Genomic DNA, 24,541 nt, shown 5'->3' on the forward strand with positions numbered 1-24,541 from the left:
TGACCGACGGTCCAGCCGGATCCGTGAACCCACGCGGCCCTAGGAGAACGTGGTCTGGGCGCAGGTGCTGGGTGAGGTGGTGTTGACCCCGGGATAGACCACCTGGATGTGGGTGCAGACGATGACGTTGTTGTCGGTTTTGGGCTGGCCCGTCTGCCAATCGGTGGAGTCGATGCGGCCCGTCGTCTGGTACTTGTCCGGCGGGCCCTCGCCGAAGTAGACGGTGGTGATCTCGTCGGATCCCATGGACTTCATCACCCGCTCGTACTGGCCGGTGGCGTGCGCGTCCAGGTAGGCCAGCCGGTTCGACGAACGGATCTCGGTGGTCTGGCGGGCCCACAGCCCGGGCGGGAAGCCGGTCACCCCGTCGGGGGTCAGCATGTCCGCTCCGGCGGTGAAGTCGCAGTGGCCGTCGGACTTGAAGCAATTGAGGACGGTGCGCGTCTCCAGCTGGTTGGGTCCGTCCAGCGGGAACAACGTGGTCGCGGTGTTGCTGGCCGCGCCGGCGGCGGGGGCGGGCAGCAACGCCAACGCCGATCCGACGACCGTCATCCCCGTCATCAGCCGGTTCATGCTGCTCCCCTCTCGGTTCGCCAACCCTAACGGTGAACCTAATCCCGCCACTACTCGTCGTAGGTGACTTCTACCGAATCAGATTCGGGGTGGGATTGACAGGCCAGGATCAGGCCGTCGTCGAGGTCCTGCTGCTCGAGCACGTCGTTGACCTCCATGCTCACCTTGCCGCTGCGCAAGGTGCACGCGCACGCGCCGCAGTGGCCCTCGCGGCAGGAGAACGGCGCGTCGAGGCCCTTCGCCAGCAGCACGTCGAGCAGTTTGGCGTTGCGCGGCCACGACACGGTGTGGGTTTCCCCGTCCAGCTGCACCACGGCGGTGGCGGGCGGCTGGTCGCCCGGGGCGGTGTCGTCGATCTTCACCGCCGCGAACGGGTCGGAGTCCAGCGACTTGAACACCTCGATGTGCACTTGCGCGGCAGGCACTTTCAGCGATTCCAGCGCCTCGCGGGCGGCGTCCATGAAGGGTCCGGGCCCGCAGATGTACACGGGCCGATCGGTGTAGGGGGCGGCGAGATTTGCCAGCGCCGCGACGCTCGGCATCCCCTGCAGCGATTCCAGCCAGTGCACGACCGTGAGCCGGTCGGGATGCTTGGCGGACAATTCGCGCAGCGCGTCGGAGAAGATCACCGACTTCTCGTCGCGGTTGGCGTACAGCAGGGTCACCTGGCCGCCGCCCTCGGCGAGGGCCGACTTGCAGATCGACATGATCGGGGTGATCCCGCTGCCCGCGGCCATCAGCAGGAAGTCGTCGTCGAGCGTTTTCGGCACGAAAGTGCCGGACGGGGCCAGCACGTGGATCCGCATGCCGGCCCGGGCGTGCTCGCACAGCCAGTTCGATGCGTACCCGTCCGCGGTCCGCTTGACCGTGACGGTCAGCGCATCGTCGGTGAACGGCGAACTGCACAGCGAGTAGCAGCGGGCCACCGAGCCGGTGCGCTCGCTGGGGATGCGCAGCGTCAAGAACTGGCCCGGCGCGTAGCGCAGCCGCTCGGGCGGGATGTCGGGGTCACCCGGCTCGTCGGGCACCGCGAACACCAGCGACCGCGCGTCGTCGGTCTCGGCGACGACCTCGGCGATCTGCAGTTCAAGGACGTGGTCACCGAGTGGCTCGTCGAGATTGGCCTCGGCCAAGACCCATCCTCCCTCTCGTCACAACTAGAACATGTTACAGAAAACCGGATCCATATCGCTACCAGCCGCAGGAATACCCTGCTCGACACAAATCGGAACGTGTTCTAGTCTCTGGTGTAAGTCCGCACTCTCAGGAGGCAAACTTAAGTGACGTCCATTCAACAGCGTGACGCGCAGTCGGTTTTGGCTGACATCGATGATCTGCTGCCGCGGATCAGGGAGCGCGCTCAGGCGACGGAGGATTTGCGGCGGCTGCCCGACGAGACCGTTCAGGATCTCCAGGACATCGGCTTCTTCACCCTGCTGCAGCCCGAACAGTGGGGCGGGCTGCAATGCGATCCGACCCTGTTTTACGAGGCGGTGCGGCGGCTGGCCAGCGCGTGCGGTTCCACCGGCTGGGTGAGCTCCATCATCGGCGTGCACAACTGGCACCTGGCGTTGTTCGACCAGCAGGCGCAGGAGGAGGTCTGGGGCGACGACCCCAACGTGCGGGTCTCGTCCTCGTACGCCCCGATGGGCGCCGGCGTGGTCACCGACGGCGGATATCTGGTCAACGGTTCCTGGAACTGGTCGTCGGGCTGCGACCACGCCACGTGGGCCTTCCTGGGCGGCCCGGTGATCAAGGACGGCCGCCCGGTCGACTTCGGCAGCTTCCTGATCCCCCGCAGCGAGTACCGCATCGACGACGTGTGGCATGTCGTCGGTCTGCGCGGCACCGGCAGCAACACCGTGGTCGTCAAGGACGTCTTCGTGCCCAGGCACCGCTTCCTGTCCTACAAGGCGATGAACGACGGCACCGCCGGCGGGTACCAGACCAACACCGCCCCGGTCTACAAGATGCCTTGGGGCACAATGCATCCCACCACCATCTCGGCGCCGATCGTCGGCATGGCCTACGGGGCGTACGACGCGCACGTAGAGCACCAGGGCAAGCGGGTGCGCGCGGCGTTCGCCGGCGAGAAGGCCAAGGACGACCCGTTCGCCAAGGTGCGCATCGCCGAGGCGGCCAGCGACATCGATGCGGCGTGGCGCCAGTTGAGCGGCAACGTCGCCGACGAGTACGCGCTGCTGTCCGCCGGCAAGGAGATCCCCTTCGAGCTGCGCGCCCGCGCGCGCCGCGACCAGGTGCGGGCGACCGGGCGCGCGATCGCGTCGATCGACCGGCTGTTCGAGGCCTCCGGCGCCACCGCCCTCGGCAACGACCAACCGGTGCAACGGTTCTGGCGCGACGCGCACGCCGGCCGGGTGCACGCTGCCAATGACCCCGAGCGGGCCTACCAGATCTTCGGGAACAACGAGTTCGGGTTGCCGCCCGGCGACACCATGGTCTAGCCGTGACGGCAACAACGGGGGAATTGACGTTCGAGTCCACGTCGCGCTTCGCCGAGGTCGATGTCGACGGACCGCTCAAGCTGCACTACCACGAGGCCGGGGTCGGCAACGACCAGACGGTGGTGCTGCTGCACGGCGGGGGTCCGGGCGCGGCGAGCTGGACGAACTTCTCGCGCAACATCCCGGTGCTGGCGCAGCGGTTCCACGTGCTGGCCGTCGACCAACCCGGTTACGGGCTTTCCGACAAGCGCGCCGAGCACGGCCAGTTCAACCACTACGCGGCGCGGGCGCTCAAGGGCCTCTTCGACCAGCTCGAGCTGGGACGCGTTCCGCTGGTGGGCAATTCGCTGGGCGGGGGCACCGCGGTCCGGTTCGCCCTGGACTACCCGGACCGGGCCGGGCGGCTCGTGCTGATGGGGCCGGGCGGGCTGAGCATCAACCTGTTCGCCCCCGATCCGACCGAGGGCGTCAAGCGGCTGGGGAAGTTCTCCGCCGAACCGACCCGGGAGAACCTCGAGGCCTTCCTGCGGGTCATGGTCTACGACCAGAAGCTGATCACGCCGCAGCTGATCGACGAGCGGTTCGCGCTGGCCAGCACGCCGGAATCGTTGACCGCGACCCGGGCGATGGGAATGTCTTTCGCCGGAGCCGATTTCGAGCTCGGCATGATGTGGCGCGAGGTGCACCGGCTGCGCCAGCCCGTGCTGTTGATCTGGGGCCGGGAGGACCGGGTCAACCCGCTCGACGGCGCGCTGGTGGCGCTCAAGACCATTCCGCGTGCGCAACTCCACGTTTTCGGGCAGTGTGGGCATTGGGCGCAGGTGGAGAAGTTCGACGAGTTCAACAAGTTGACCGTTGATTTCCTTGGAGGCGCGTGATGAGCATCCGTTCGCTGGGCTATCTCCGCATCGGGGCCACCGACATGGCGGCCTGGCGTGAATTCGGCCTGAAGGTGCTCGGCATGGTCGAGGGCAAAGGCAACACCGAGGGTGCGCTGTACCTGCGCATGGACGATTTCCCGGCCCGGCTGGTCATCGTGCCGGGCGAGCGTGACCACCTGATGGAGGCCGGCTGGGAGTGCGCCAACGCCGAAGGCCTGCAAGAGATCCGGAACCGGCTCGACGTCGAGGGTGTGCCCTACAAGGAGGCCACCGCGGCCGAGCTGGCGGATCGCCGGGTCGCCGAGATGATCCGATTCTCCGACCCGTCGGGCAACTGCCTGGAGGTGTTCCACGGGGTCGCGCTGGAGCACCGCCGCGTGGTCAGCCCGTACGGGCACAAGTTCGTCACCGGCGAGCAGGGGCTGGGCCACGTGGTGTTGTCCACCCGCGACGACGACGAGGCGTTGCACTTCTACCGCGACGTGCTCGGCTTCAAGCTGCGCGACTCGATGCGGATGCCGCCGCAGGTGGTCGGCCGGCCCGCGGACGGCGCGCCCGCGTGGCTGCGGTTCTTCGGCTGCAACCCGCGTCACCACAGCCTGGCCTTCCTCCCGCTGCCGACGCCCAGCGGCATCGTGCACCTGATGATGGAGGTCGAGAACGCCGACGACGTGGGGCTGTGCCTGGACCGGGCGTTGCGCCGCAAGGTGCCCATGTCGGCCACGCTGGGCCGGCACGTCAACGACTTGATGCTCTCGTTCTATATGAAGACGCCCGGCGGGTTCGACATCGAATTCGGCTGCGAGGGAAGGCAAGTCGAGGACAACGACTGGGTGGCCCGGGAAAGTACCGCCGTGAGTTTGTGGGGCCACGACTTCACCGTCGGCGCCCGCGGATAGTCATGTCTGCACCGATCGATCCGCGGGCCTTCCGCCAGGTGCTGGGCCAGTTCTGCACCGGTATCACGATCATCACCACGGTGCACGACGACGTTCCGGTCGGCTTCGCCTGCCAGTCGTTCGCGGCGCTGTCGCTGGACCCGCCGTTGGTGCTGTTCTGCCCCACCAAGGTGTCGCGGTCCTGGCAGGCGATCGAGGCCACCGGCCGGTTCTGCGTCAACGTGCTGCGAGAGAAGCAGAAGGACGTGTCGGCGCGGTTCGGATCGAAGGAGCCCGACAAGTTCGCCGGGATCGACTGGCACCCTTCGGAACTCGGCTCGCCGATCATCGACGGTTCGCTGGCCCACATCGACTGCACGGTGGCGTCCGTGCACGACGGCGGCGATCACTTCGTGGTGTTCGGCGCGGTGCAGTCGCTGTCGGAGGCACCCAAGATCAAGCCCCGCCCGCTGCTGTTCTATCGCGGCGAATACACCGGGATCGAACCGGACAAGACCACCCCGGCGCAGTGGCGCGACGACCTGGAGGCGTTCCTCACCACCACCAACCAGGACACCTGGCTCTGATTGCCAACTCCGCTGGAGGCGAATCGGGCCTGCCCGCGATTCGGTGATGTGTTTGCGCTGGGCTCAACACATATCAAATGCAAATGTCGCCAAGGCTGACACACGTAACCGCTTCGTCTAGTTTGCTTAGCATGGTTGTTGCACTCACGCGCAACGCTCCTTCCGCTCTCCCCGGTGTCTCCTGGTGAGGCGAGCAAACTCGTAATCCACTTCAGCCGCTTGGTGTTTCGGTTGCACCACGGGAAAGGAAGCACAGAGATGTTCTCACCGCGCCGGCTCGCCGGTCTGACCGTCCCCATGATGGCCGGGGCCGTGGTGTTGATGAACCCGGGCACGGCGAGCGCCGACGCTGCCGACGACGCCTACTTGGCCCGGCTGCACACCCTCGGTCTTACCTGGCCGGCCGATCACGACGTTCCTCTCACCACGATGGGGCGTCTCATCTGCGACGACATCGCCTGGGGCTACTCGTATGATCAGATCGCCCAGGCCATCCACCCGAATTTGGATTCGCGGAAGGTGTCGCTCAAAGAGGTCGCATCCATGGTGAGCGTTGCCCATTCCACCTATTGCCCCGATGTCCGCGCAATGCTGAGCGCATCGCCCGCGCCAGGCGACTGAGCGGAGTGCGCGCGGTCACCACTGCTACATGAAGTCGAGCGCCTCGACCGTGGCGATCGGGCCCTCGTGGGTCGGCCGGTTCGCTCCGCCGATGCAGTAGACGGTGTTTCCGACCGTCGCCACCACTTCCGCGTGGCGCGCCGTGGGCATCGGGGGCAGGGTGCTCCACTTCCCGTCGGCGATGTCGTACATCTCGGCCACGTTCAGGACCATCGTCGGTTCCTCGCCGCCGGCGACCACGATGCGGCCGTCGATGTAGGTCGCGCCGTAGCTCCCGCGCGGGGTGGGCATGCCCACCAGCTTGGTCCAGGCGCCCGACTGCGGGTCGAACCGCTCATTGGCCGCGGAGTTCTTGTCGGCGGAGAGGAACCGCCCGCCGATCGCGTACAGGTAGGTGCCGTCCGAGACGGCGGCCAGATGTTCGCGCGGCGTGGGCATGTCGGCGGCGTCCTTCCACGAACTGCCGTCGAAGACCTCGGTCTGCGGAACGAGTTGCTTGGCGTTCTGGCCACCGACCGCGATGAGCTTGTCGCCCACCACCGCCGCGGCCGGCGCGGCGCGCGCGTGGGTGAGATGCGGCAGTTCGACCCAGTTGCCGCCGCGCAGCGCGAACACCTTGTCCGACGCGTCGGCGAGTTGATCGCTGGCGCCGCCGAGCACGACGACTTCGCCGCGGTAGGTCGCCGCCGTCGCGTGATGCAGCGGGATGGGCAGCGGCGGACCGGTCTGCCAGGCGCCGGTGCGCGGGTCGTAGCTCTCGACGGTCTGCAGCGCCGCGCCGTTGCGCAGGCCGCCCACGATCCAGATCTTGTCGCCCTGGACGGCCCAGGCCATCATCAGTCGGGGCGTCGGTGCGTCGGGCAGCGAGCGCCACTGCGCCGCCGGCTGGATCCTGCGCGCCGGCAGCTTCAGCGCTTCGGCCGACGAGGTGAGCTGCCCGTCGCCTACGGCGGTGGACCCGCCGATCGCATACACGGACTTCTCCACGGCGTCGACGGCCAGGCCGTGCCGGCCGGTGGTCATGTCGGGCAGACCCGACCACGTCTTCGTCATCAGGTCGAACGCCGCGGCGCTCTTGAGGACCTGTCCCGCCGATACGCCGCCCACGGCGACCAGGCGCCCGTCGACGACCGCCACGCCCGAGTCGCTGCGCGGCTGGCTCAGCGCGGGCATCGCCGCCCAGGCCTTGGCGCCCGGGTCGTACGCCTCGACCGTCGCCAGGTCGGCGGTGCCGGTGGTGCCGCCCACGGTGTACATCAGCTTCCCGTCCGACGCCCCCGCGAGCAGCTGGCGCGGAGTCGGGATCGGCGCGCCGAGTGTCCAGGTGTTGCCGTCGAACACCTCGGTGGTGTTCAGCAGCGCGCCGCTCGCGTCGACACCGCCGGTGACCACCAGGCGGTCGCCGACCACGGCCGCCGCCGCGGCCGCCCGGGGTTGCTGCAGGTGCGGAAGCTCGACCCAGCGGCTGTTGACGACCCGCCAGACCTGGTCGCTCGCCACGTTCTTGCCGCCCTCGGACTTCCAGCCGCCGAGCACGACGGGGTTGCCCTGCCAGGTGACGGCCATCGCGTGCGAGACGGGGACCGGCAGGTCGTCGCCGACCTTCCAACTGTCGATGACGGGGTCGTACCCCTCTTGCAGTCCGGTGAGCCCGCCGTCGCTGCGGATCCCGCCGAAGATCCAGATCGTGCCGTCGGCCTGGGTGGTGGCCGCCGCGTCCCGCGAAATGCGTGCGTTGGTGATCGGCTTCCACTGCATCGGGGGCTGCGCGGTCGGCTGGCCCGCGGCGCCCTTCGAACCGGCGTTGTTGTCGTTCGGCAGCGCGACGTAGATCCCGGCGGCCACCAGCAGCAGGATCGCGGCCACAGCGCCGGCCGCCATCGCGATGCGGTTCCGCTGTTGGCCCGGTTCCGCGAACCACGCGGCCACCCGGGCACCGGGGCCACGCGGCGGGCCCTGGACGCCGCCGCTTCGACCCGACGGCGCGGTGGCCTGGGGAGGCGGCACCTTCGGTTGCGTCGCCGAACCGTGTCCGCCGCGCAGCAGGCTGGCCGCCTCGGACAGCTCGGCGGGCCCGGACTGCGGGAAGGGCGCCGTCTCCATGGCGTGGTCGACCGGGGCGCTGATGGCGGAGGTCGGGTCGTCGTGCCCGGCCGGCCCCCGCGGGGGTGGGGCCGGGCCCGACGTGTTCGGGGCGGGCGGCCGCGCCACTTCGCTGTGGACGCCCGGTGGGACCGGCGGGGCGAACGGGACGTCCGCCGCCACGGCCGAGGGGCGTCCGGTGATGGCCATCGCGTCCGGTTTCAGGCCGTTGCGGCGCTGGGCGGCCTGCAGCTCGCGGCCGAACTCCTCGGCCGAGGCGGGCCGCTCGGCGGGGTCGATCGACATCGCCCGCTCGATCGCCGAGCACACGGCGTCGGGGATGCCGTCGGGCCGCATGTCCGGAATCCCGGTGGTGCTGATCCGCAGGTACTGCGCGATCAGGTCCTCGCCCTTCTTGCGTTCGTGCGCGGCGTTGCCCGCGATCAGCGCGTAGAGCGTGGCGCCGAGGGAATACATGTCGGAGGCCACCGTCGCCGGATTGCCCGTCATCACCTCGGGCGCGGTGTAATCGATCGTGCCGGAGAAGAACCCGGTCGCCGTCTCGTACCCGCCTTCGATGTGGGCGATCCCGAAATCGCTGAGTTGCGGCTCGCCGTAATCGTTGACCAGGATGTTGGCCGGCTTTATGTCGCGGTGCAGGGTCCCGGCGCGGTGCGCGGTTTCCAGTGCGCCGCAGAGCTTGACACCGATGTGCAAGGCCTCGGGCCAGGGCACCGGCCCCTCGCGGCGCAGCCGGACCGCCAGCGAATCCGCCGAGTGGTACGGCATCACGATGTAGGGCTTGCCGCTCGCGGTGACGCCGACCCGCAGGATGTTGACGATGTTCGGATGCCCGGAGAGCCCGCCCATCGCGTAGCCCTCGCGAAGGAACCGTTCCCTACTGTCGTCGTCGATGTGCGACGGCAACACCTTCACCGCTACGCTTCGCCCGAGGGCGGTCTCGTAGCAGCAGTAGATCACCCCCGCCCCGCCCCGGGCTACCTGGCGCGCATCTTCGAACCCCGCTGCCGCCAGCTCCGCGGCGATGCCGCTCGGTACCGGTGCGACAGTGTCGGAACGGGGCTCTTCAGGCATTTGCTGGCGCTCGACCCTCCGCGAAACATGTGACGGGCGAGCTCAAGGTTAAGCGCTCAGAACCTCACCGGTGCCTCTTTCGGCAACCTTGGTGACCGGGCCATGACGGAGCCGCGAAGACTTAACCGGGTCGCGGGCTCAGGCGTCGATGGTCGGTGGTCCCTGGTGCGGCCGCTGCAGCGCGGCGAACTCGGGAACGGCGGCCATGGTGAGCACCGCCTCCAGCAGCCGGACGCCGTCGTGCCCGTTCGGCGCCCGGGTCAGTACCGGTCCGGAGAAGGCGCGGCCCCCGACGGCGATGATCGGGCTGCCGGCCTCGTCGCCGAGGGCTTCCTGGCTGGCCTGGTGCGCCCGCCGCACCGCGTCGTCGAAGCCGCTGTCGTCGAGCGCTTCGGCGAGGCGTTCCTCGTGGCCGTTCTCGGCGAGGGCTTCGCGGATCGCGTCCGTGTCGAGTTCGTCCCCGTGCACATGGATGCGCCGGCCCACGGAGTCGTAGAGGCCCTCGAATGCGTCGGGTCCACGCTCGTCGACGGCCGCGGCGAACAGCCGTCCCAGCCGCGTCGACCGCTCCATCATGCGTTGCTGTTTGGCGTCGTCCGCGTCCTGGCCCTCGTTGAGTACCGCCAGGCTCATCTGCCGCAGGACGACCGGCGTCTGCGTGGACTGGGCGGCGTCGCGCAGCCAGCGCGCCGTCACCCAGGAGAACGGACAGACCGGATCGAGGTAGAGGTCGACGTCGGCCATGGGCTCCTCCTTCGCGGTAAGAATTGGGCTGACGAAGGGCATACCCGCTACGGGCCGTCGCACGCCCGCTGATGGCGGTGCCAGCAGAATGGCTCTATGACGCTGAACCTGGGCGAGTACTTCGACCGCATCGGCTATGGCGGCGCCGCGGCGCCCAACCTCGAGGTCCTGCAGGATTTGGTCGGCGCCCACACCAAAGCGATTCCCTTCGAGAATCTCGATCCGGTGCTGGGGGTGCCGGTCGACGACCTGAGCCCGGGCGCCCTGGCCGGCAAGCTGGTTCACCGGGGCCGCGGCGGCTACTGCTACGAGCACAACGGCTTGATGGGCTACGTGCTGACCGAGCTCGGCTTCCGGGTGCGGCGCCTGGCCGGGCGGGTGGTGTGGATGCGGCCGCCCGACTCGCCATCACCGTCGCAGACTCACACCGTGTTGGCGGTGACGTTCCCGGGCTCCCACGGTGCTTACCTTGTCGACGTGGGCTTCGGCGGGATGACACCCCCCTCGCCCCTGCGCATCGAGACCGGCAGCGTGCAGCCCACGACGCACGAGCCCTACCGGCTGGACGACCGCGGCGAGGGCCTGGTCCTGCGGGCTCAGGTCCGCGGCGAGTGGCAACCGCTCTACGAGTTCAGCACCCGGACGGCGCCCGACATCGACCTGCAAGTGGGCAGCCGGTTCGTCTCGACGCACCCCTCGTCGCATTTCGTGACCGGACTGACGGCCGCGCGCGTCACCGACGACGCCCGGCTGAACCTGGCCGGCCGGAATCTGGCCATCCACCGCGCCGACGCCACCGAGAAGATCCGCCTCGACGACGCGGCGGCGGTGGTGGACACCCTCAGGGACCGGTTCGGCATCAACGTGTCCGACGTCGCCGGCCGCGGCGCGCTCGAGGCACGCCTGGACAAGATCCTGGACGCTTAGAGCCAGGCGCCGATTCGCCGCAGCGCCTCTTCGATGTCGTCCGTCGGCCCGGCGAACGAGAGCCGGACGAACGAATTGCCGTGCGTGGTGTCGAAGTCGATGCCCGGTGCGATGGCAACGCCGGTGTCGTGCAACAGCTTCGAGCAGAACGCCATCGAGTCGTCGGTGTGGTCGCAGATGTCGGCGTAGACGTAGAACGCACCGTCGGTGGGCGCCAGCCGGTCGATGCCGATTCGGCGCAGCCCGTCCAACAGCAGCGCGCGGTTGGTCGCGTAGTGGTGCAGGTTGCCGTCGGCTTCGGCGATCGCCCCCGGGGTGAAGGCCGCCACCCCGGCGATCTGTGACAGCGCCGGCGGGCAGATGGTGAAGTTGCCCGTCAGGCGGTCCACCGCGCGCAGCAGCGCCGGCGGCACCAGCATCCAGCCCAGGCGCCAGCCCGTCATCGCCCAGTACTTCGAAAAGCTGTTGACCACCACGGCGTCCCGCGAGGTCTGCCAGGCGCAGCTGGTCGGCGGCGCGCCCTCATAGACCAGGCCGTGGTAGACCTCGTCGCTGATCAGCCGCACACCGGACTTCTCGCACCACGCCGCGATGGCGGCCAGTTCGGACGGCGCTATGACCGTCCCGGTGGGGTTGGCGGGGCTGGCGACGATCACGCCGTGGGGCGGCGGGTCGAGTTCGGCGAGCATCTGCACGGTGGGCTGGAAGCGGGTCTGGGGTCCGCAGGGGATTTCGACCACCTCACATCCCAACGCGGACAGGATGTTTCGGTAGCACGGGTAGCCGGGGCTGGCCAGCGCGACCCGGTCGCCCGCGTCGAAGCACGCCAGAAACGCGAGCAGGAATCCGCCGGAGGAGCCCGTGGTGATCACCACGTCGTCTGGCTCGACTACCAGCCCGTGCTGGCGTCGGTAGTCCGCCGCTATCGCCGCGCGCAGCTCGGGGAGGCCCAGTGTCACGGTGTAGCCGAGCTCGTTGAGGTGCAGGGCGGAGGCGGCGGCCGCGCGGACCGGCTCCGGCGCTCCCACGCTGGGCTGGCCGGCCGACAGGTTCACCAGATCGCCGTGGCTGCGCTGGCGCTCGGCGGCCGCCAGCCACACGTCCATCACATAGAACGGCGGGATGGCGGCGCGCCGGGCGACGTGGTCGTTCACGACGTTTCGAGCACCTCGGCTTCCAGTCGGGCGAGCACTTCCTGCGGCGTGTCGAGCAGGTGCGCGCCGCCGTGGGCGCGTTTGAAGTACAGGTGCATGTCGTGCTCCCAGGTGATCGCGATCCCGCCGTGCAGTTGGATGCCTTCGGCGGCCGTGGTGCACAGCGCCTCGGTGGCGGCCAGGCGCGCGGTGGCCGCATTGGTGGGGGTGGGCTCGGTGCACGCGTCGGCCACGACGGCCTTCGCCGCGGCGATCATGACGTAAAGGTCGGCCATCCGGTGCTTGAGCGCCTGGAAGCTGCCGATCGGCCGCCCGAATTGCACTCTGTTTTTGGCGTATTCGACGGTGAGCTCCAGGCAGCGTTCCGCGGCGCCGATCTGCTCGGCGGCCAGCAGGATGGCCGCGGCGTCGGCGATCCCGGGGTCGGTGCCGATCGTCTCGGCCTGCTCCGGCTGTACCCGCGCGAGCCGGCGGGTCGGGTCCAGGGTGGCCACCGGCTCCGCGCTGAACCGGGTCCACCTGCTCAGCCGGCCGTCTTCGACGGCGATCACGACGTCGGCGACATCGCCGTTGACCACGTAGTCGGCGTCGAGCACCAGCGCGCCGATCGAGGTGCCCTCGGCGAGCCCGCCCAGCGTCTCGGCGTCGGGCTCGGGCGCGGCCAGCAGGGCCAGCTCCGCGAGCGTGGTGCCCAGTAGCGGGGAAGGCACCAGTGCGCGGCCCAGCTCCTGCAAAACCGTTGCGGCGTCGGCCAGTTCGCCGCCCGCGCCGCCGAGTTCCTCGGGGATCACCAGCGCGGCGGCGCCGACCTGCTCGCACAGCAGCTGCCACAGCGACTCGTCGTAGCCGCGTTCGGACTCCATCGCCGCGCGCACCGCCGCCGGGTTTGCGTGCTTGGCCACCAGGGCCGCGACGGTCTCCCGCAGCATCTCCCGTTCTTGAGTCATCAGAGCGCCTCCAGCACTCGCCGCCGATGTGCCTCGGGAGTCCCCCAGGCCGAACGCAATGCCTGCACCCGCAGCAACCACAGGGACAGGTCGTGCTCCTGGGTGAACCCGATCGCGCCATGGGTCTGCAGCGCCGAGCGGGCCGCCAGCAGCCCCGCCTCGGAGGCGGCGGCCTTGGCCGCGCTGACGTCCCGGGTGCTTCGGCCCGGGTGGTCGGCCAGCGCCAGCGCCGCGCCGTAGAGCAGCGGGCGGGCCAGCTCGATCGCGATGTGCACGTCTGCGAGCTTGTGCTTGATCGCCTGATATGAACCGATCACCCTGCCGAACTGCGTCCGCTGCTTGGCGTAGCCGACGGTGTCGCGCAGCAGCGCCTCGGCCGCCCCGACCAGCTGCGCGGCGGTGGCCAGCGCCCCGAATTCGTAGGCGCGCGCGACATCGGCCTGCCAGGCGGCCCCGGTCGCGGACACGTCGTAGAGCGGCCGGCTGGGGTCGACGGACTCATGCCGGTCACCGGGTGACGCCTCGCTCACGCCGTCCTCGGTGGCAAGCAGCACCACCCCGGCGGTCTCGGCGTCCACGGCGCGCGGCGCGTGTGGCGGCAACGCGACGGTGGCGATCAGCTCTCCCGATGCCAGCGCGGCGCAACGGTCATCGTCGGCCAGCAAAACCGGTGCCACCGCGATGGATTCGGCCACCGGCCCGGGCACGCACCAGCGTCCGAGGCGTTCGAGCGCGACGACCAGGTCGACGGGGTGTGCCTCGATGCCGTCGAACTTCTCGGGCACCGCCAGGGCGGTGACGCCGAGGTCGGCCAGCTGCCCCCACACCTTGCGGCCGGGCGCGGTGTCGCCGGCCGACCACGCGCGGATCGCGCCGGGCAGGCCGGCCGCGCCGAGCGCAGCGTCGATGCTGGCCGCGAAGTCGCGCTGCTGAGAGTCTAGTTGGAATTCCACGTCACTTCTTCTCTCGGGGCAGGCCCAGCAGCCGTTCGGAGATGATGTTGCGCTGGATCTCGTTGGTGCCGGCGTAGATTGGGCCGCCGAGCGCGAAGAGCAGGCCGTCGGTCCACTGGCCGGCCAGCTCCCCGTCGGCACCGAGGATGTCCAGCGCCGTCTGATGTATCGCCACGTCGAGGTCCGACCAGAACACCTTGGTCACCGAGGATTCGGCGCCGAGTTCACCGCCGGCCGCCAACCTGCTCACCGTTTCGAACGTCTGCAGGCGGTAGGCCTGGGCCTTGATCCACGCGTCGGCCGCCCGATCGGCGAACGCCGCGGGGGAGCCGCGGTCCTTCCACAGCTCCACCAATCGTTCGGCCGCCGCGAGGAAGCGCGCCGGGCTGCGCAGCGACATGCCGCGCTCGTTGCTCGAGGTGCTCATGGCGGCCCGCCAGCCCTCGTTGGGCGTGCCGATCACGTCGTGGTCTCCGACGAAGACGTCGTCGAGGAAGATCTCGCCGAAGCCGGTGTCACCGCCCAGCTGGACGATTGGTCGCACGGTGACGCCGGTGGCCTTCAGGTCGAACATGAAGTAGGTCAGGCCGTGGTGGCGCTCGGCTTCGGGGTCCGACCGGAACAAGCCGAAGCCCATTTCGGCGAACGGCGCGCGGGAACTCCAGATCTTCTGCCCGTTGAGCAGCCAGCCGCCGTCGGTCTTGGTCGCGGTGGACCGCAGCGACGCCAGGTCGCTGCCGGACTCGGGCTCCGACCATGCTTGCGCCCAGATCTGTTCCCCGCTGGCCATTTTCGGCAGGATGCGGTCCAGTTGCTCTTCGGTGCCGTGCGCGAAGAGCGTCGGCGCGAGCATCGACGTGCCGTTCGCGCTGGCCCGGCCCGGGGCGCCCGCCCGGAAGTATTCCTCCTCGAACACCACCCAGTGCAGCAGCGGCGCGTCACGGCCGCCGTACTTCTTGGGCCACGTGATGACCGACAGCCCGGCGTCGAACAGCACCCGGTCCCAATGCCGGTGCTGGGCGAAGCCTTCGGCGTTGTCGTAGGACTTCGTCGGGATCGCGTCGGCGTTCGCCGACAGGAAGTCCCGGACCTCGGCCTGTAACGCCAGGGTCTCCTCGTCTAGTTGCAGATCCACGTCAGGTCCACTCTCGCAGTTGTGGTTTGACCACCTTGCCGCCCGGATTGCGCGGCAACGCGTCGACGAACCGCACCGACCGCGGGGCCTTGAAGTTCGCCAAATGTTCACGGGTGTAGGCGATGACGGATTGCTCGTCGAGGTGGGCGCCGGGCCGGGCCACCACGAACGCCCGGCCGACCTCCCCGAGCCGCTCGTCGGGGACACCGATCACCGCGGCGTCGGCCACCCCCTCCATCCGGGCCAGCACCTGCTCCACCTCGGCGGGGTAGACGTTGAACCCGCCGCAGATGTACATGTCCTTGAGCCGGTCGGTGATGCGCAGGTTGCCGGCCGCGTCGACGGCGCCGATGTCACCGGTGTGCAGCCAGCCGTCGGCGTCGATGGCGGCCGCCGTCGCTGCCGGGTCATCGAGGTAGCCCAGCATCACGTTCGGTCCCCGCAGCAACACCTCACCCGCCTCGCCGGGAGTGCTTGCGTCGATGCGCAATTCGAAATCGGCGAACGGGCGTCCGCAAGTGGTCGCGACGGTGACCGCGTCGTCTTCCGCGCGGCACATGGTGCCCATGCCGTTGGCCTCGGTCAACCCGTAGGCGGTCAACACGATGTCGATGTCGAGCTCGGATTGCATGCGCTCGACCAGCACGACGGGCACGGTGGCGGCCCCCGTCACCGCGAACCGCAGCGAGCTGAGGTCGTAGTCCTTGCGCTGCGGGTGGTCCAGCAGGGTCTGGTAGATGGTGGGCGGGCCCGGCAACACGGTGATGCGGTGGTGCTCGATCGCCTGCAGCGCGCGCAGCGGGTCGAACGTCAGGTGGGGGATCAGCGTGGCGCCGGTCTGCAGGCAGGCCAGGATGCCGGCCTTGTACCCGAAGTTGTGGAAGAACGGGTTGATGCACAGGTAGCGGTCGTCGCTGGTGATCTTGCCGTTGGCGGCCCACGACGCCGAGGCCGACAGCGACTGCCGATGAGCGCACAGGACGCCTTTGCTGCGCCCGGTGGTGCCCGAGGTGAACAGGATGTCGCTGACGTCGTCGGGGGTGACGGCGGCGGCGCGGGCGGCAACCGCCTCGAGGTCGGAGCCGCGGGCGATGAACTCGTCCCACGTCCCGTCTTCCGCGTCGATCGGGATCCTGACGATGTGCCGCAGCGCGGGCAGGGCCCCGCGATCCAGGTCGGCGACGCGGTCGTTGCCGAGGAATCGCCCCATGCCGAACAGCACGGGCGCGGCGGTGCGCGCCAGGATGTCGGCGGCCTCCTCGGCGGTGTAGCGGGTGTTCAGCGGCACCATCGCCGCCCCGGCGTGGTGGATCGCCAGGCAGGCGACCACCCAATGCCAGGTGTTGGGCGACCAGATGGCCACGCGGTCTCCCGCCGCCACGCCGAGGCTGATCAGCGCGGCCGCCGCCCGGTGCACCTCGTCGCGCAGCGCGGCCGCCGTGAACGACCGCTCGTCGGTGACCAACGCGTCGTGATCGGGGAACTGGGCGGCCAAGCGATCCAGCGCCGCGGGCACGGTGCGGGGATCGTCCCCTGCCCTAGGGGCGTGGGCCCAGGTCATCGAATGCTCCTCTAGGTTCGGTCCGCGGCGCGCAGTTACCGACGGCCTAACAAAGCAAGTGCTTGGTAGGTTAGCCTACAGGGCATGCAGGACGTCGAGGAGTTCCGGGCGCAGGTCCGCCAGTGGCTCGCCGACAATCTGGTCGGCGAATTCGCGGCTTTGAAGGGGCTTGGCGGGCCGGGGCGCGAGCACGAGGCGTTCGAAGAGCGCCGGGCATGGAATCAGCACCTCGCCAAGGCCGGGCTGACCTGTCTGGGCTGGCCGGTCGAACACGGGGGCCGCGGGCTGTCCACCGCGCACCGCGTCGCCTTCTACGAGGAGTACGCCCGCGCCGACGCCCCGGACAAGGTCAACCACTTCGGCGAGGAGCTGCTGGGCCCGACGCTGATCGCCTTCGGGACCCCCGAGCAGCAGCAGCGGTTCCTGCCGAAGATCCTCGACGTCACCGAGCTGTGGTGTCAGGGCTACTCCGAGCCGGGCGCGGGCAGCGATCTGGCCAACGTGTCCACCACCGCGGAGCTGGACGGCGACCAGTGGGTCATCAACGGCCAGAAGGTGTGGACGTCGCTGGCGCATTGGGCGCAGTGGTGCTTCGTGGTGGCCCGCACCGAGAAGGGCTCCAAGCGGCATGCCGGGCTGTCCTATCTGCTGGTGCCGCTCGATCAGCCGGGGGTGGAGGTCCGCCCGATCGTCCAGCTGACCGGCGACTCGGAGTTCAACGAGGTGTTCTTCGACGACGCGCGCACCGAGGCCGGACTGGTGGTGGGCGAGCCCGGCGACGGCTGGCGGGTCGCGATGGGCACGCTGACCTTCGAGCGCGGCGTGTCGACGCTCGGCCAGCAGATCCGCTATGCGCGTGAGCTTTCCAATCTGGCCGACCTCGCACGGCGCAACGGTGCCGCCGACGACCCGCTCATCCGGGAGCGGCTGACGCGGGCGTGGACCGGGCTGCGGGCGATGCGTTCGTATGCACTCGCCACCATGGATGTCGAACAGCCGGGCCAGGACAACGTGTCGAAGTTGTTGTGGGCCAACTGGCATCGCTCGTTGGGGGAGTTGGCCATGGACGTGGTGGGCAAGCCCGGCATGACCCTGTCGGACGGCGAATTCGACGAATGGCAGCGGTTGTTCCTGTTCACCCGTGCCGACACCATCTACGGCGGGTCCAACGAGATCCAGCGCAACATCATCGCCGAGCGGGTGCTCGGCCTGCCCCGGGAGGTAAAGGGATGAGCCTGTCCGAAGCTCCGAAAGAGGTTGCCGGGCATGGCCTTCTGCAGGGCAAGGTGGTCGTCGTGACCGCGGCGGCGGGCACCGGCATCGGCTCGGCGACGGCGCGGCGGGCCCTGGTCGAGGGCGCCGACGTGGTGGTGTCCGACCACCACGAGCGACGGCTGGGGGAGACCGCCGACGAACTGGCCGGGCTGGGATTGGGCCGGGTCGAGAGCGTGCTGTGCGACGTGACCTCCACCGCGCAGGTGGACGCGCTGATTGCCTCGACCACGGCACGGATGGGCCGGCTCGACGTGTTGGTCAACAACGCGGGCCTGGGCGGGCAGACGCCGGTGGTCGACATGACCGACGACGAGTGGGACCGCGTCCTGGACGTGACGCTGTCGTCGGTGTTCCGGGCCACCCGGGCGGCGTTGGCCTACTTCCGCGAGGCCGGTCATGGCGGGGTGATCGTGAACAACGCGAGCGTGCTGGGCTGGCGGGCGCAGCACTCGCAGGCGCACTATGCGGCCGCCAAGGCGGGGGTGATGGCGTTGACCCGTTGCAGCGCAATCGAAGCCGTCGAATACGGAGTGCGGATCAACGCGGTGTCCCCGAGCATCGCCCGGCACAAGTTCCTGGACAAGACCACGTCGGCGGACCTGCTCGACCGGTTGTCGGCCGGTGAGGCGTTCGGGCGGGCCGCCGAGCCGTGGGAGGTGGCGGCCACCATCGCGTTCCTGGCCAGCGACTATTCCAGTTATCTGACCGGCGAGGTCATCTCGGTCTCCAGCCAGCATCCCTGAGTCGATAGCTAGCCAAGCAAGCGCTTGGTTGATATCCTGGCCGGGTGGAACGAGTGGCCGGTCAGGCGAACAGTCGCCGCGACGAGTTGTTGGAACTCGCCGCAACGATGTTCGCCGAGCGCGGCCTGCGCGCCACCACCGTGCGCGACATCGCCGACAGCGCGGGCATCCTGTCGGGCAGTCTCTATCATCACTTCTCCTCCAAGGAGGAGATGGTCGACGAATTGCTGCGCAGTTTCCTGGACTGGTTGTTCGCCCGCTACCGCGAGATCATGGACAGCGAGGCCAACCCGCTGGAGCGGCTCAAAGGCCTGTTCATGGCGTCGTTCGAGGCGATCGAGCATCGGCACGCGCAGGTGGTCATCTACCAGGACGAAGCCCAGCGGTTGTTGTCGCAGCCCCGGTTCTCCTACATCGAGGACATGAACCGGCAGCAGCGCAAGATGTGGGTCGAGGTGATCAACCAGGGCATCGACGAGGGCTACTTCCAGCCCGACCTGAACGTCGACCTCGTCTACCGCTTCATCCGTGACACCACCTGGGTGTCGGTGCGCTGGTACCAACCCGGCGGACCGCTCACCGCCCAACAGGTGGGTCAGCAATACCTCGCCATCGTTCTCGGTGGGATTACCAAAGAAGGAGTCTGAAAATGCCTGAGGCGTACGTCATCGACGCTGTGCGCACCGCGATCGGCAAGCGAAACGGATCGCTGGCCGGGGTGCACCCGGTGGACCTCGGTGCCCTGGGTTGGCGCGGACTGCTCGACCGGGTTGACGTCGACCCCGCCGCCGTCGACGACGTGATCGCCGGTTGCGTCGACGCCATCGGCGCGCAGGCGGGCAACATCGCGCGGCTGTCGTGGCTGGCCGCCGGCTACCCCGAAGAGGTTCCCGGCGTCACCGTGGACCGGCAGTGCGGTTCCAGCCAGCAGGCGATTTCCTTTGGCGCCCAAGCGATCATGTCGGGCACGGCCGACCTCATCGTGGCCGGTGGCGTGCAGAACATGAGCCAGATCCCGATCTCGTCGGCGATGACCGTGGGCGAGCAGTTCGGCTTCACCTCGCCCACCAACGAGTCCAAGCAGTGGCTGCATCGGTACGGCGATCAGGAGATCTCTCAGTTCCGCGGCGCGGAGATGATCGCCGAGAAGTGGAACCTGTCCCGGGAAGAGATGGAGCAGTATTCGCTGACCAGCCACGAGCGCGCGTTCGCCGCGATTCGCGCGGGTCACTTCGACAACGAAATCATCACCGTGGAAACCGAATCCGGGCCGTTCCGGGTCGACGAGGGACCGCGTGAGTCGTCGCTGGAGAAGATGGCCGGCCTCAAGACGCTCGTGGACGGCGGTCGGTTGACGGCGGCGATGGCCAGCCAGATCTCCGACGGCGCCAGCGCGGTGCTGCTGGCCTCCGAGCAGGCGGTCAAGGACCACAAGCTGACCCCGCGGGCGCGCATCCACCACATCAGTGCCCGGGCCGCCGACCCGGTGTTCATGCTGACCGGGCCCATTCCCGCGACTCGTTACGCCTTCGACAAGACCGGTCTGTCGATCGACGACATCGACACCGTCGAGATCAACGAGGCGTTCGCGCCGGTGGTGATGGCGTGGCTCAAGGAGACGAAGGCCGACCCGGAGAAGGTCAACCCCAACGGTGGTGCGATCGCCCTCGGGCATCCGCTGGGTGCGACCGGCGCCAAGCTCTTCACCACGATGCTGAACGAACTCGAACGCATCGGTGGCCGCTACGGCCTGCAGACGATGTGCGAGGGCGGCGGCACCGCGAACGTCACCATCATCGAACGGCTGTAGCGCTCTAGCGGCTTGGGGCCCGTCCGGCCCGTCCTCGTCGCCGAATGTGCAATTCACGACGCCCGGTCGGCGTGTCGCGTCGTGAATTGCACGTTCGAGGCGGTGTCAGTGGTGCTTGGCAGCATCAGCGACATGATCGAAGCATTTTTGGGCAGCGAGGCCTTAGCCGCCAGGGCCATGCCGGAGCGCGCAATGCGCTCGCTGCATGCAGCGGTCTACCCGGGCGTGTACATACCGGCGGGCGTCGAATTGACGGCGCGCGAGCGTGCCTTCGCGGCATGGCTGTGGTCGCGGCGCAAGGGAGTCATTGCCGGCAATTCTGCGGCGTCGCTTCTCGGCGCCAAGTGGGTGAGCCCGGCGCTTGACGCCGAATTGCTACACCACAGCCGGAGGCCGCCGGCAGGCATCACGGTGCACAACGAAAGTTTGCTTCCCGGTGAGGTAGTCGAAGTCGACGGCATGCCGGTAACCGGAGCTGCGCGCACGGCCTTCGACATTGGGCGGTGGACATCCGCGCGGCTGCAAGCCGTCCAGCGGCTGGACGCACTGGCGAACGCCACCGACTTCAAGATCGCCGACGTCGAGGCCGTGATGGCCCAGCATCGCGGGTCCCGGGGGTTGGTACGCCTGCGGGGCGTACTGCCGCTCGTGGACCGCGGTGCCGAATCTCCGCAGGAGACCCGAACGCGGATGGTGTTGATCGACGCCGGATTGCCTGCGCCACAAACGCAGATCACGGTCTGCGACGAATACGGCGACTTCGTTGCGCGCATCGACATGGGCTATCGCGAGCTGCTGGTCGGCATCGAGTACGACGGACCCCAACACTGGACGGACCCTGCGCAGCGCCAACGCGACATCGACCGGCACGCCGCGTTGCTCGACCTGGGCTGGACGATCGTCAGGGTGAGCAGCGACCTGCTCCGCCATCGGCAGGGGACGTTGATTGCCCGGGTGGTTGCCGCGATGCGGACGGCGGCCGGGCGCGCGTCCTCGTCGCCGAGTGTGCAATTCACGACGCCCGCTCGGCGTGTCGCGTCGTGAATTGCACACTGGCCGTTGCAATTACCGGGCGGCCAGCACCAGGCCGATCCCGCCGAGGGCCAGCAGCCAACTGGTGAAGCTGCCGACCAGGAAGTACTCCGTCACCTCGTCGATCCCGACCTGACCGTCGCGGCCCTTCTGGGCGGTCAACTCTGGAAACCGGATGATGCCCTTGGCGGCGACGACGGCACTGGCCGCGGCCACCTGCCCACCGACGCCCAGGCTGAGGATCAGCAGGCGTTCCATGGGGCCCAGCAGCCGGCCGCCCTTGAGCCGGTCCGACGGTTGCGGCTCACCCGCCGGGCGCACCGCTCCGACCGAGCCGAGCACCAGGCGGACCAGCTGGTTCGCGGTCGCGAATTGCACCAGCACGACGCCGACAATCATGAGCAGCCGGTCGGGTGTGACGTGGCTGAGTGGCAAGTGCACCCAACCCATCCACCGCGCGATGGCGCCGTTGACCGGCGACGACCATCCGGACATCAGCGTCGGCAGGGCCAGCGCCGCGGCGAACACCCCCAGCGGCGCGGCTTGGTGGCCGCCGCTGCGTTCGCTGCGCGCGCACAGCCATTCCCATGCCACGACCGAGGCGGCCGCCAGGACCAGCAGCGGGATGTCGCCGGCATGCCACAGGGCGCCCAGCGCCGCGAGCGCCGCCACCACGACCGGTCCGACGGCCAGCGGCACCCATGCCGCACGCACGGCGCGCCGACACAGGTCGGCGATGCCGAGGGCGGTGAGCAGGACGGCGATGACACTCACGGCAGCCCCCGAAGGTATTGGCTGGCAAGGAGAATCAGATCCAATCCATCGCGGCTCGTGCGCTGTGACACCGCCGACGGACTGATGCCCTCGGCGGCGGCGAGCTCCTTTTTGGTCCGGCCGGTCATCAGCCCCCTCACAATCCGCAACGATCTCTCATCGAGCGATCCAAGCAGATGGTCCCGACACATCAGCGCGGCGTTGACGGCGGCGACGTCGGTGCGCGTCTCGCCGGCCGCCCGAAATGTCGTGCGCACCAGCGCGAAACCGGGCTGCCGCTGGGTCTCCGCCGTCTGCTGGATGGCCTCGCGGGCAGTCCACCACCCGGGGCCGTCCTGGATTCCCGCGTCGGCATCGAGGACGGTCACCGCGCCCCACCCGAGCCCGAATCGGACGTCGATGTCGGGCGCAAGGAGCAGGCGCACGGTCAGAGCCGCATCGATGGCACCACCGAGAGTGGGATAGCTGCCCTGAAACTCGTCCCCGACGGTGAAGGAGGGTGGGTCGATCGCTCCGGCGGCGACCTGGTCGAGGGCGGCGGCGACGCGTCGATGCAGGGCGGCCCGGTCGCGGGCCCGCCGGGATCCCACGACATCGCCGATCAGCGTCGCACAGATTGAAGGCATCGCCTTCATCATCGCCATATGAAGACTATAGCTTAATTCGATCCATATTTAGTTCTGAGCTTAATCCCGCGCAATCGACATGTTGTTCAGCCCGCCGGCTGGTCCTTGACCCGCACGTACGCCTCGATACCGACGCGTTCAAAGGTGCGCCGCCGGGAAGCCGACACCATGGGCAGGGCCTCGGCCGCGTCGATGATCTCGGGCTGGACCACCTCGTACTTCTCGCCGTGTGAGTAGATGGTCGCTCGCCCCGCGGCACGAAGGTTCTGCAACCAATCCACGTCGGTGCCGTAGGGCAGCGGGATGAGGAAGCCGTCGGTGGTTCGCTCGGCGACGACCGGTGTGGTGTACGCCTTGCCCGAGCGCCGTCCGGTGTGCTCGATCGCCGCCGCATACCAGTTCTTGCGGCCGGCCAGCCGCAGCATCAGCGGGTTGAGCAGGTATTTGTTGGAAGTGCGAATCGCGTTCAAGAGCGGAGTGGGCCAGGTTGCCGGTTCCAGTGTCATCATCCATCCAGGGTGACGCCGCGCACCGGGCCGGAGCCAGGGTCTTTGGTCGCCGGCTTACCGTTCGTCGACGAGTGCCGACGCCGCCTGAAGATGCTTGATCGCGTCCCGCACGATCGAGTCGATCAGCTCCGAGCACGACGGCAGGTCCTCGAGGATGCCGGCCACCTGGCCCGAGGCGAGCACGCCGGCCTCGGTGTTGCCCTCGACCAGCCCGGCCTTGAGCAGCATCGGCGTGTTGGCCGCCATCACCACCTGTGACCAGGTCAGCTCCTTGCCGTGGCGCATGGCCAGGCCGTCGCGGATCATCGATCGCCAGGTCATCTGCGACATGTGTTTGAACTTCGCCGCATTGCGGACGGCCGCGGTGAGACCCCTTACCGGCGAACCGCTTTCCAGCCGCTCGACCAGTCCGGTGCGCAGGACGCGGTGCGGCATGCCGTCCACCCGGGTGGTGACCACCGTGCCGTCCAGCGCCGCATCCAGGTAGCGCCGCTTGACCGCATCGGGCACGGTCGAGTCGGAGGTCAGCAGAAAGCGCGTGCCCATCGCCACGCCGGCGGCGCCGTAGCTCAGTGCGGCCGCCAGCCCGCGCCCGTCGAAGAAGCCCCCCGCCGCGATCACCGGAATTCCGGTGCCCTGCACGGCGTCCAACACCGACGGCAGCAGCAGCGTGGTGGCGACCGGGCCGGTGTGCCCGCCGCCCTCGCCGCCCTGCACGATCATCGCGTCGGCGCCCCAGGCCGCGACCTTGCGCGCGTGCTTGGCCGCGCCGATCGACGGAATCACCACCGCGCCGGCCTCTTTCAGTCGGGCGATGAGCTCCTGCTTGGGGGCCAGGGCGAACGACGCCACCTTCACGCCCTCGCGGATCATCAGGTCGACGCGGTCGCCGGCGTCAGCGGCGTCGGCGCGGATGTTCACGCCGAACGGCTTGTCGGTGGTCGCCTTGACCTTGCCGATGGCCGTGGCCAATTCGTCGAGCGTCATGGTGGCCGAAGCCAGGATGCCCAGCCCACCCGCGTTGGCGGTGGCGGCCACCAGCCGGGCGCCGGCCACCCATCCCATCCCGGTTTGGACCACTGGGTGCTCGACACCGACCAGCTCGGTCAGCGGCGTGCGCAACTTCATCGCCACCGCCGACGATGCAGTGGGGGCACCGACCGCTTGCG

Annotated in this window: 24 protein-coding genes; 11 read left to right on the plus strand and 13 right to left on the minus strand. The window is 69.0% G+C overall.

What is annotated here, in order from left to right:
• Positions 1-39: 39 nt before the first annotated feature.
• Both U8D42_RS24895 and U8D42_RS24900 read right to left on the minus strand, forming a co-directional pair.
• Complete coding sequence (locus tag U8D42_RS24895; protein ID WP_322860411.1) at positions 40-573, minus strand: hypothetical protein; 534 nt, start codon at positions 571-573, stop codon at positions 40-42.
• Positions 574-623: 50 nt separating this feature from the next.
• The gene (locus tag U8D42_RS24900; protein ID WP_322860412.1) at positions 624-1,706 is read right to left on the minus strand and encodes a ferredoxin--NADP reductase; all 1,083 of its coding nucleotides are present in this window, start codon (positions 1,704-1,706) and stop codon (positions 624-626) included.
• A 147-nt stretch (positions 1,707-1,853) separates the two neighbouring features.
• On the opposite strand from U8D42_RS24900, the gene hsaA reads away from it, so the two are divergent.
• From hsaA to U8D42_RS24925, 5 genes are all read left to right on the plus strand, one after another.
• A complete protein-coding gene (gene hsaA / locus U8D42_RS24905) occupies positions 1,854-3,038 on the plus strand; it encodes a 3-hydroxy-9,10-secoandrosta-1,3,5(10)-triene-9,17-dione monooxygenase oxygenase subunit (RefSeq protein ID WP_085239747.1) in 1,185 nt (394 codons plus the stop codon).
• A gap of 2 nt (positions 3,039-3,040) precedes the next feature.
• Complete coding sequence (gene hsaD, locus U8D42_RS24910; RefSeq protein WP_322860413.1) at positions 3,041-3,916, plus strand: 4,5:9,10-diseco-3-hydroxy-5,9,17-trioxoandrosta-1(10),2-diene-4-oate hydrolase; 876 nt, start codon at positions 3,041-3,043, stop codon at positions 3,914-3,916.
• Complete coding sequence (gene hsaC, locus U8D42_RS24915; protein WP_322860414.1) at positions 3,916-4,818, plus strand: iron-dependent extradiol dioxygenase HsaC; 903 nt, start codon at positions 3,916-3,918, stop codon at positions 4,816-4,818. The genes hsaD and hsaC overlap by 1 nt, the downstream gene beginning before the upstream one ends.
• A 2-nt stretch (positions 4,819-4,820) precedes the next feature.
• On the plus strand, positions 4,821-5,384 hold the full coding sequence (hsaB, locus tag U8D42_RS24920) for a 3-hydroxy-9,10-secoandrosta-1,3,5(10)-triene-9,17-dione monooxygenase reductase subunit (RefSeq protein ID WP_085239744.1): 564 nt from the start codon (positions 4,821-4,823) through the stop codon (positions 5,382-5,384).
• 258 nt (positions 5,385-5,642) lie between these two features.
• Entirely contained in the window at positions 5,643-6,005 is a 363-nt protein-coding gene (locus U8D42_RS24925; RefSeq protein ID WP_085239743.1) for a DUF732 domain-containing protein, read from the plus strand.
• Positions 6,006-6,029: 24 nt separating this feature from the next.
• Here U8D42_RS24925 and U8D42_RS24930 read toward each other — a convergent pair whose 3' ends face one another.
• Both U8D42_RS24930 and U8D42_RS24935 read right to left on the minus strand, forming a co-directional pair.
• Entirely contained in the window at positions 6,030-9,182 is a 3,153-nt protein-coding gene (locus U8D42_RS24930; RefSeq protein WP_085239742.1) for a serine/threonine-protein kinase, read from the minus strand.
• Positions 9,183-9,320: 138 nt separating this feature from the next.
• Entirely contained in the window at positions 9,321-9,926 is a 606-nt protein-coding gene (locus U8D42_RS24935; protein ID WP_322860415.1) for a DsbA family protein, read from the minus strand.
• A gap of 96 nt (positions 9,927-10,022) precedes the next feature.
• On the opposite strand from U8D42_RS24935, the gene U8D42_RS24940 reads away from it, so the two are divergent.
• Positions 10,023-10,853, plus strand: coding sequence for an arylamine N-acetyltransferase family protein (locus tag U8D42_RS24940; RefSeq protein ID WP_322860416.1), 831 nt, complete (start codon positions 10,023-10,025; stop codon positions 10,851-10,853).
• Here U8D42_RS24940 and U8D42_RS24945 read toward each other — a convergent pair.
• The 5 genes from U8D42_RS24945 to fadD3 are packed head-to-tail and all read right to left on the minus strand — an operon-like array spanning position 10,850 to position 16,603.
• A complete protein-coding gene (locus tag U8D42_RS24945; RefSeq protein WP_322860417.1) occupies positions 10,850-12,007 on the minus strand; it encodes a pyridoxal phosphate-dependent aminotransferase in 1,158 nt (385 codons plus the stop codon). The genes U8D42_RS24940 and U8D42_RS24945 overlap by 4 nt on opposite strands.
• Positions 12,004-12,954 (minus strand): acyl-CoA dehydrogenase IpdE2, encoded by a 951-nt coding sequence (gene ipdE2, locus U8D42_RS24950; RefSeq protein ID WP_322860418.1) that lies wholly within the window; start codon positions 12,952-12,954, stop codon positions 12,004-12,006. Before ipdE2 ends, U8D42_RS24945 begins: the two co-directional genes overlap by 4 nt.
• On the minus strand, positions 12,954-13,907 hold the full coding sequence (locus U8D42_RS24955) for an acyl-CoA dehydrogenase family protein (RefSeq protein ID WP_322860419.1): 954 nt from the start codon (positions 13,905-13,907) through the stop codon (positions 12,954-12,956). Before U8D42_RS24955 ends, ipdE2 begins: the two co-directional genes overlap by 1 nt.
• A gap of 1 nt (position 13,908) precedes the next feature.
• The gene (locus tag U8D42_RS24960; protein ID WP_322860420.1) at positions 13,909-15,042 is read right to left on the minus strand and encodes an acyl-CoA dehydrogenase family protein; all 1,134 of its coding nucleotides are present in this window, start codon (positions 15,040-15,042) and stop codon (positions 13,909-13,911) included.
• Position 15,043: 1 nt separating this feature from the next.
• Positions 15,044-16,603, minus strand: coding sequence for a 3-((3aS,4S,7aS)-7a-methyl-1,5-dioxo-octahydro-1H-inden-4-yl)propanoate--CoA ligase FadD3 (gene fadD3 / locus U8D42_RS24965; RefSeq protein WP_322860421.1), 1,560 nt, complete (start codon positions 16,601-16,603; stop codon positions 15,044-15,046).
• A gap of 84 nt (positions 16,604-16,687) precedes the next feature.
• On the opposite strand from fadD3, the gene ipdE1 reads away from it, so the two are divergent.
• The 5 genes from ipdE1 (at position 16,688) to U8D42_RS24990 (ending at position 21,475) form a co-directional block, all read left to right on the plus strand.
• Positions 16,688-17,836, plus strand: coding sequence for an acyl-CoA dehydrogenase IpdE1 (gene ipdE1, locus U8D42_RS24970; RefSeq protein ID WP_322860422.1), 1,149 nt, complete (start codon positions 16,688-16,690; stop codon positions 17,834-17,836).
• On the plus strand, positions 17,833-18,621 hold the full coding sequence (gene ipdF, locus U8D42_RS24975; protein WP_085239734.1) for a (5R,7aS)-5-hydroxy-7a-methyl-1-oxo-2,3,5,6,7,7a-hexahydro-1H-indene-carboxyl-CoA reductase: 789 nt from the start codon (positions 17,833-17,835) through the stop codon (positions 18,619-18,621). The genes ipdE1 and ipdF overlap by 4 nt, the downstream gene beginning before the upstream one ends.
• A 44-nt stretch (positions 18,622-18,665) precedes the next feature.
• Positions 18,666-19,268 carry a TetR family transcriptional regulator KstR2 gene (gene kstR2 / locus U8D42_RS24980; RefSeq protein ID WP_090418673.1) on the plus strand — a complete coding sequence of 201 codons (603 nt, stop codon included), beginning with the start codon at positions 18,666-18,668 and terminating at the stop codon, positions 19,266-19,268.
• 2 nt (positions 19,269-19,270) lie between these two features.
• Positions 19,271-20,431 carry a steroid 3-ketoacyl-CoA thiolase FadA6 gene (gene fadA6 / locus U8D42_RS24985; protein WP_085239732.1) on the plus strand — a complete coding sequence of 387 codons (1,161 nt, stop codon included), beginning with the start codon at positions 19,271-19,273 and terminating at the stop codon, positions 20,429-20,431.
• A 132-nt stretch (positions 20,432-20,563) separates the two neighbouring features.
• On the plus strand, positions 20,564-21,475 hold the full coding sequence (locus U8D42_RS24990; protein WP_322860423.1) for a hypothetical protein: 912 nt from the start codon (positions 20,564-20,566) through the stop codon (positions 21,473-21,475).
• Positions 21,476-21,496: 21 nt separating this feature from the next.
• Here the strand turns inward: U8D42_RS24990 and U8D42_RS24995 are convergent, their stop codons facing one another.
• From U8D42_RS24995 to ipdC, 4 genes are all read right to left on the minus strand, one after another.
• Positions 21,497-22,237, minus strand: a complete 741-nt coding sequence (locus U8D42_RS24995) for a hypothetical protein (protein ID WP_322860424.1) — start codon at positions 22,235-22,237, stop codon at positions 21,497-21,499.
• On the minus strand, positions 22,234-22,881 hold the full coding sequence (locus tag U8D42_RS25000) for a SatD family protein (RefSeq protein WP_322860425.1): 648 nt from the start codon (positions 22,879-22,881) through the stop codon (positions 22,234-22,236). Before U8D42_RS25000 ends, U8D42_RS24995 begins: the two co-directional genes overlap by 4 nt.
• A 68-nt stretch (positions 22,882-22,949) precedes the next feature.
• Positions 22,950-23,372, minus strand: coding sequence for a nitroreductase family deazaflavin-dependent oxidoreductase (locus U8D42_RS25005; protein ID WP_085239729.1), 423 nt, complete (start codon positions 23,370-23,372; stop codon positions 22,950-22,952).
• A gap of 54 nt (positions 23,373-23,426) precedes the next feature.
• Complete coding sequence (gene ipdC / locus U8D42_RS25010) at positions 23,427-24,500, minus strand: (3aS,4S,5R,7aS)-5-hydroxy-7a-methyl-1-oxo-octahydro-1H-indene-4-carboxyl-CoA dehydrogenase (RefSeq protein ID WP_322860426.1); 1,074 nt, start codon at positions 24,498-24,500, stop codon at positions 23,427-23,429.
• Positions 24,501-24,541 lie beyond the last annotated feature (41 nt).

This window comes from Mycobacterium europaeum, from assembly GCF_034555895.2.
GTDB classification, from domain to species: Bacteria; Actinomycetota; Actinomycetes; order Mycobacteriales; family Mycobacteriaceae; genus Mycobacterium; species Mycobacterium europaeum.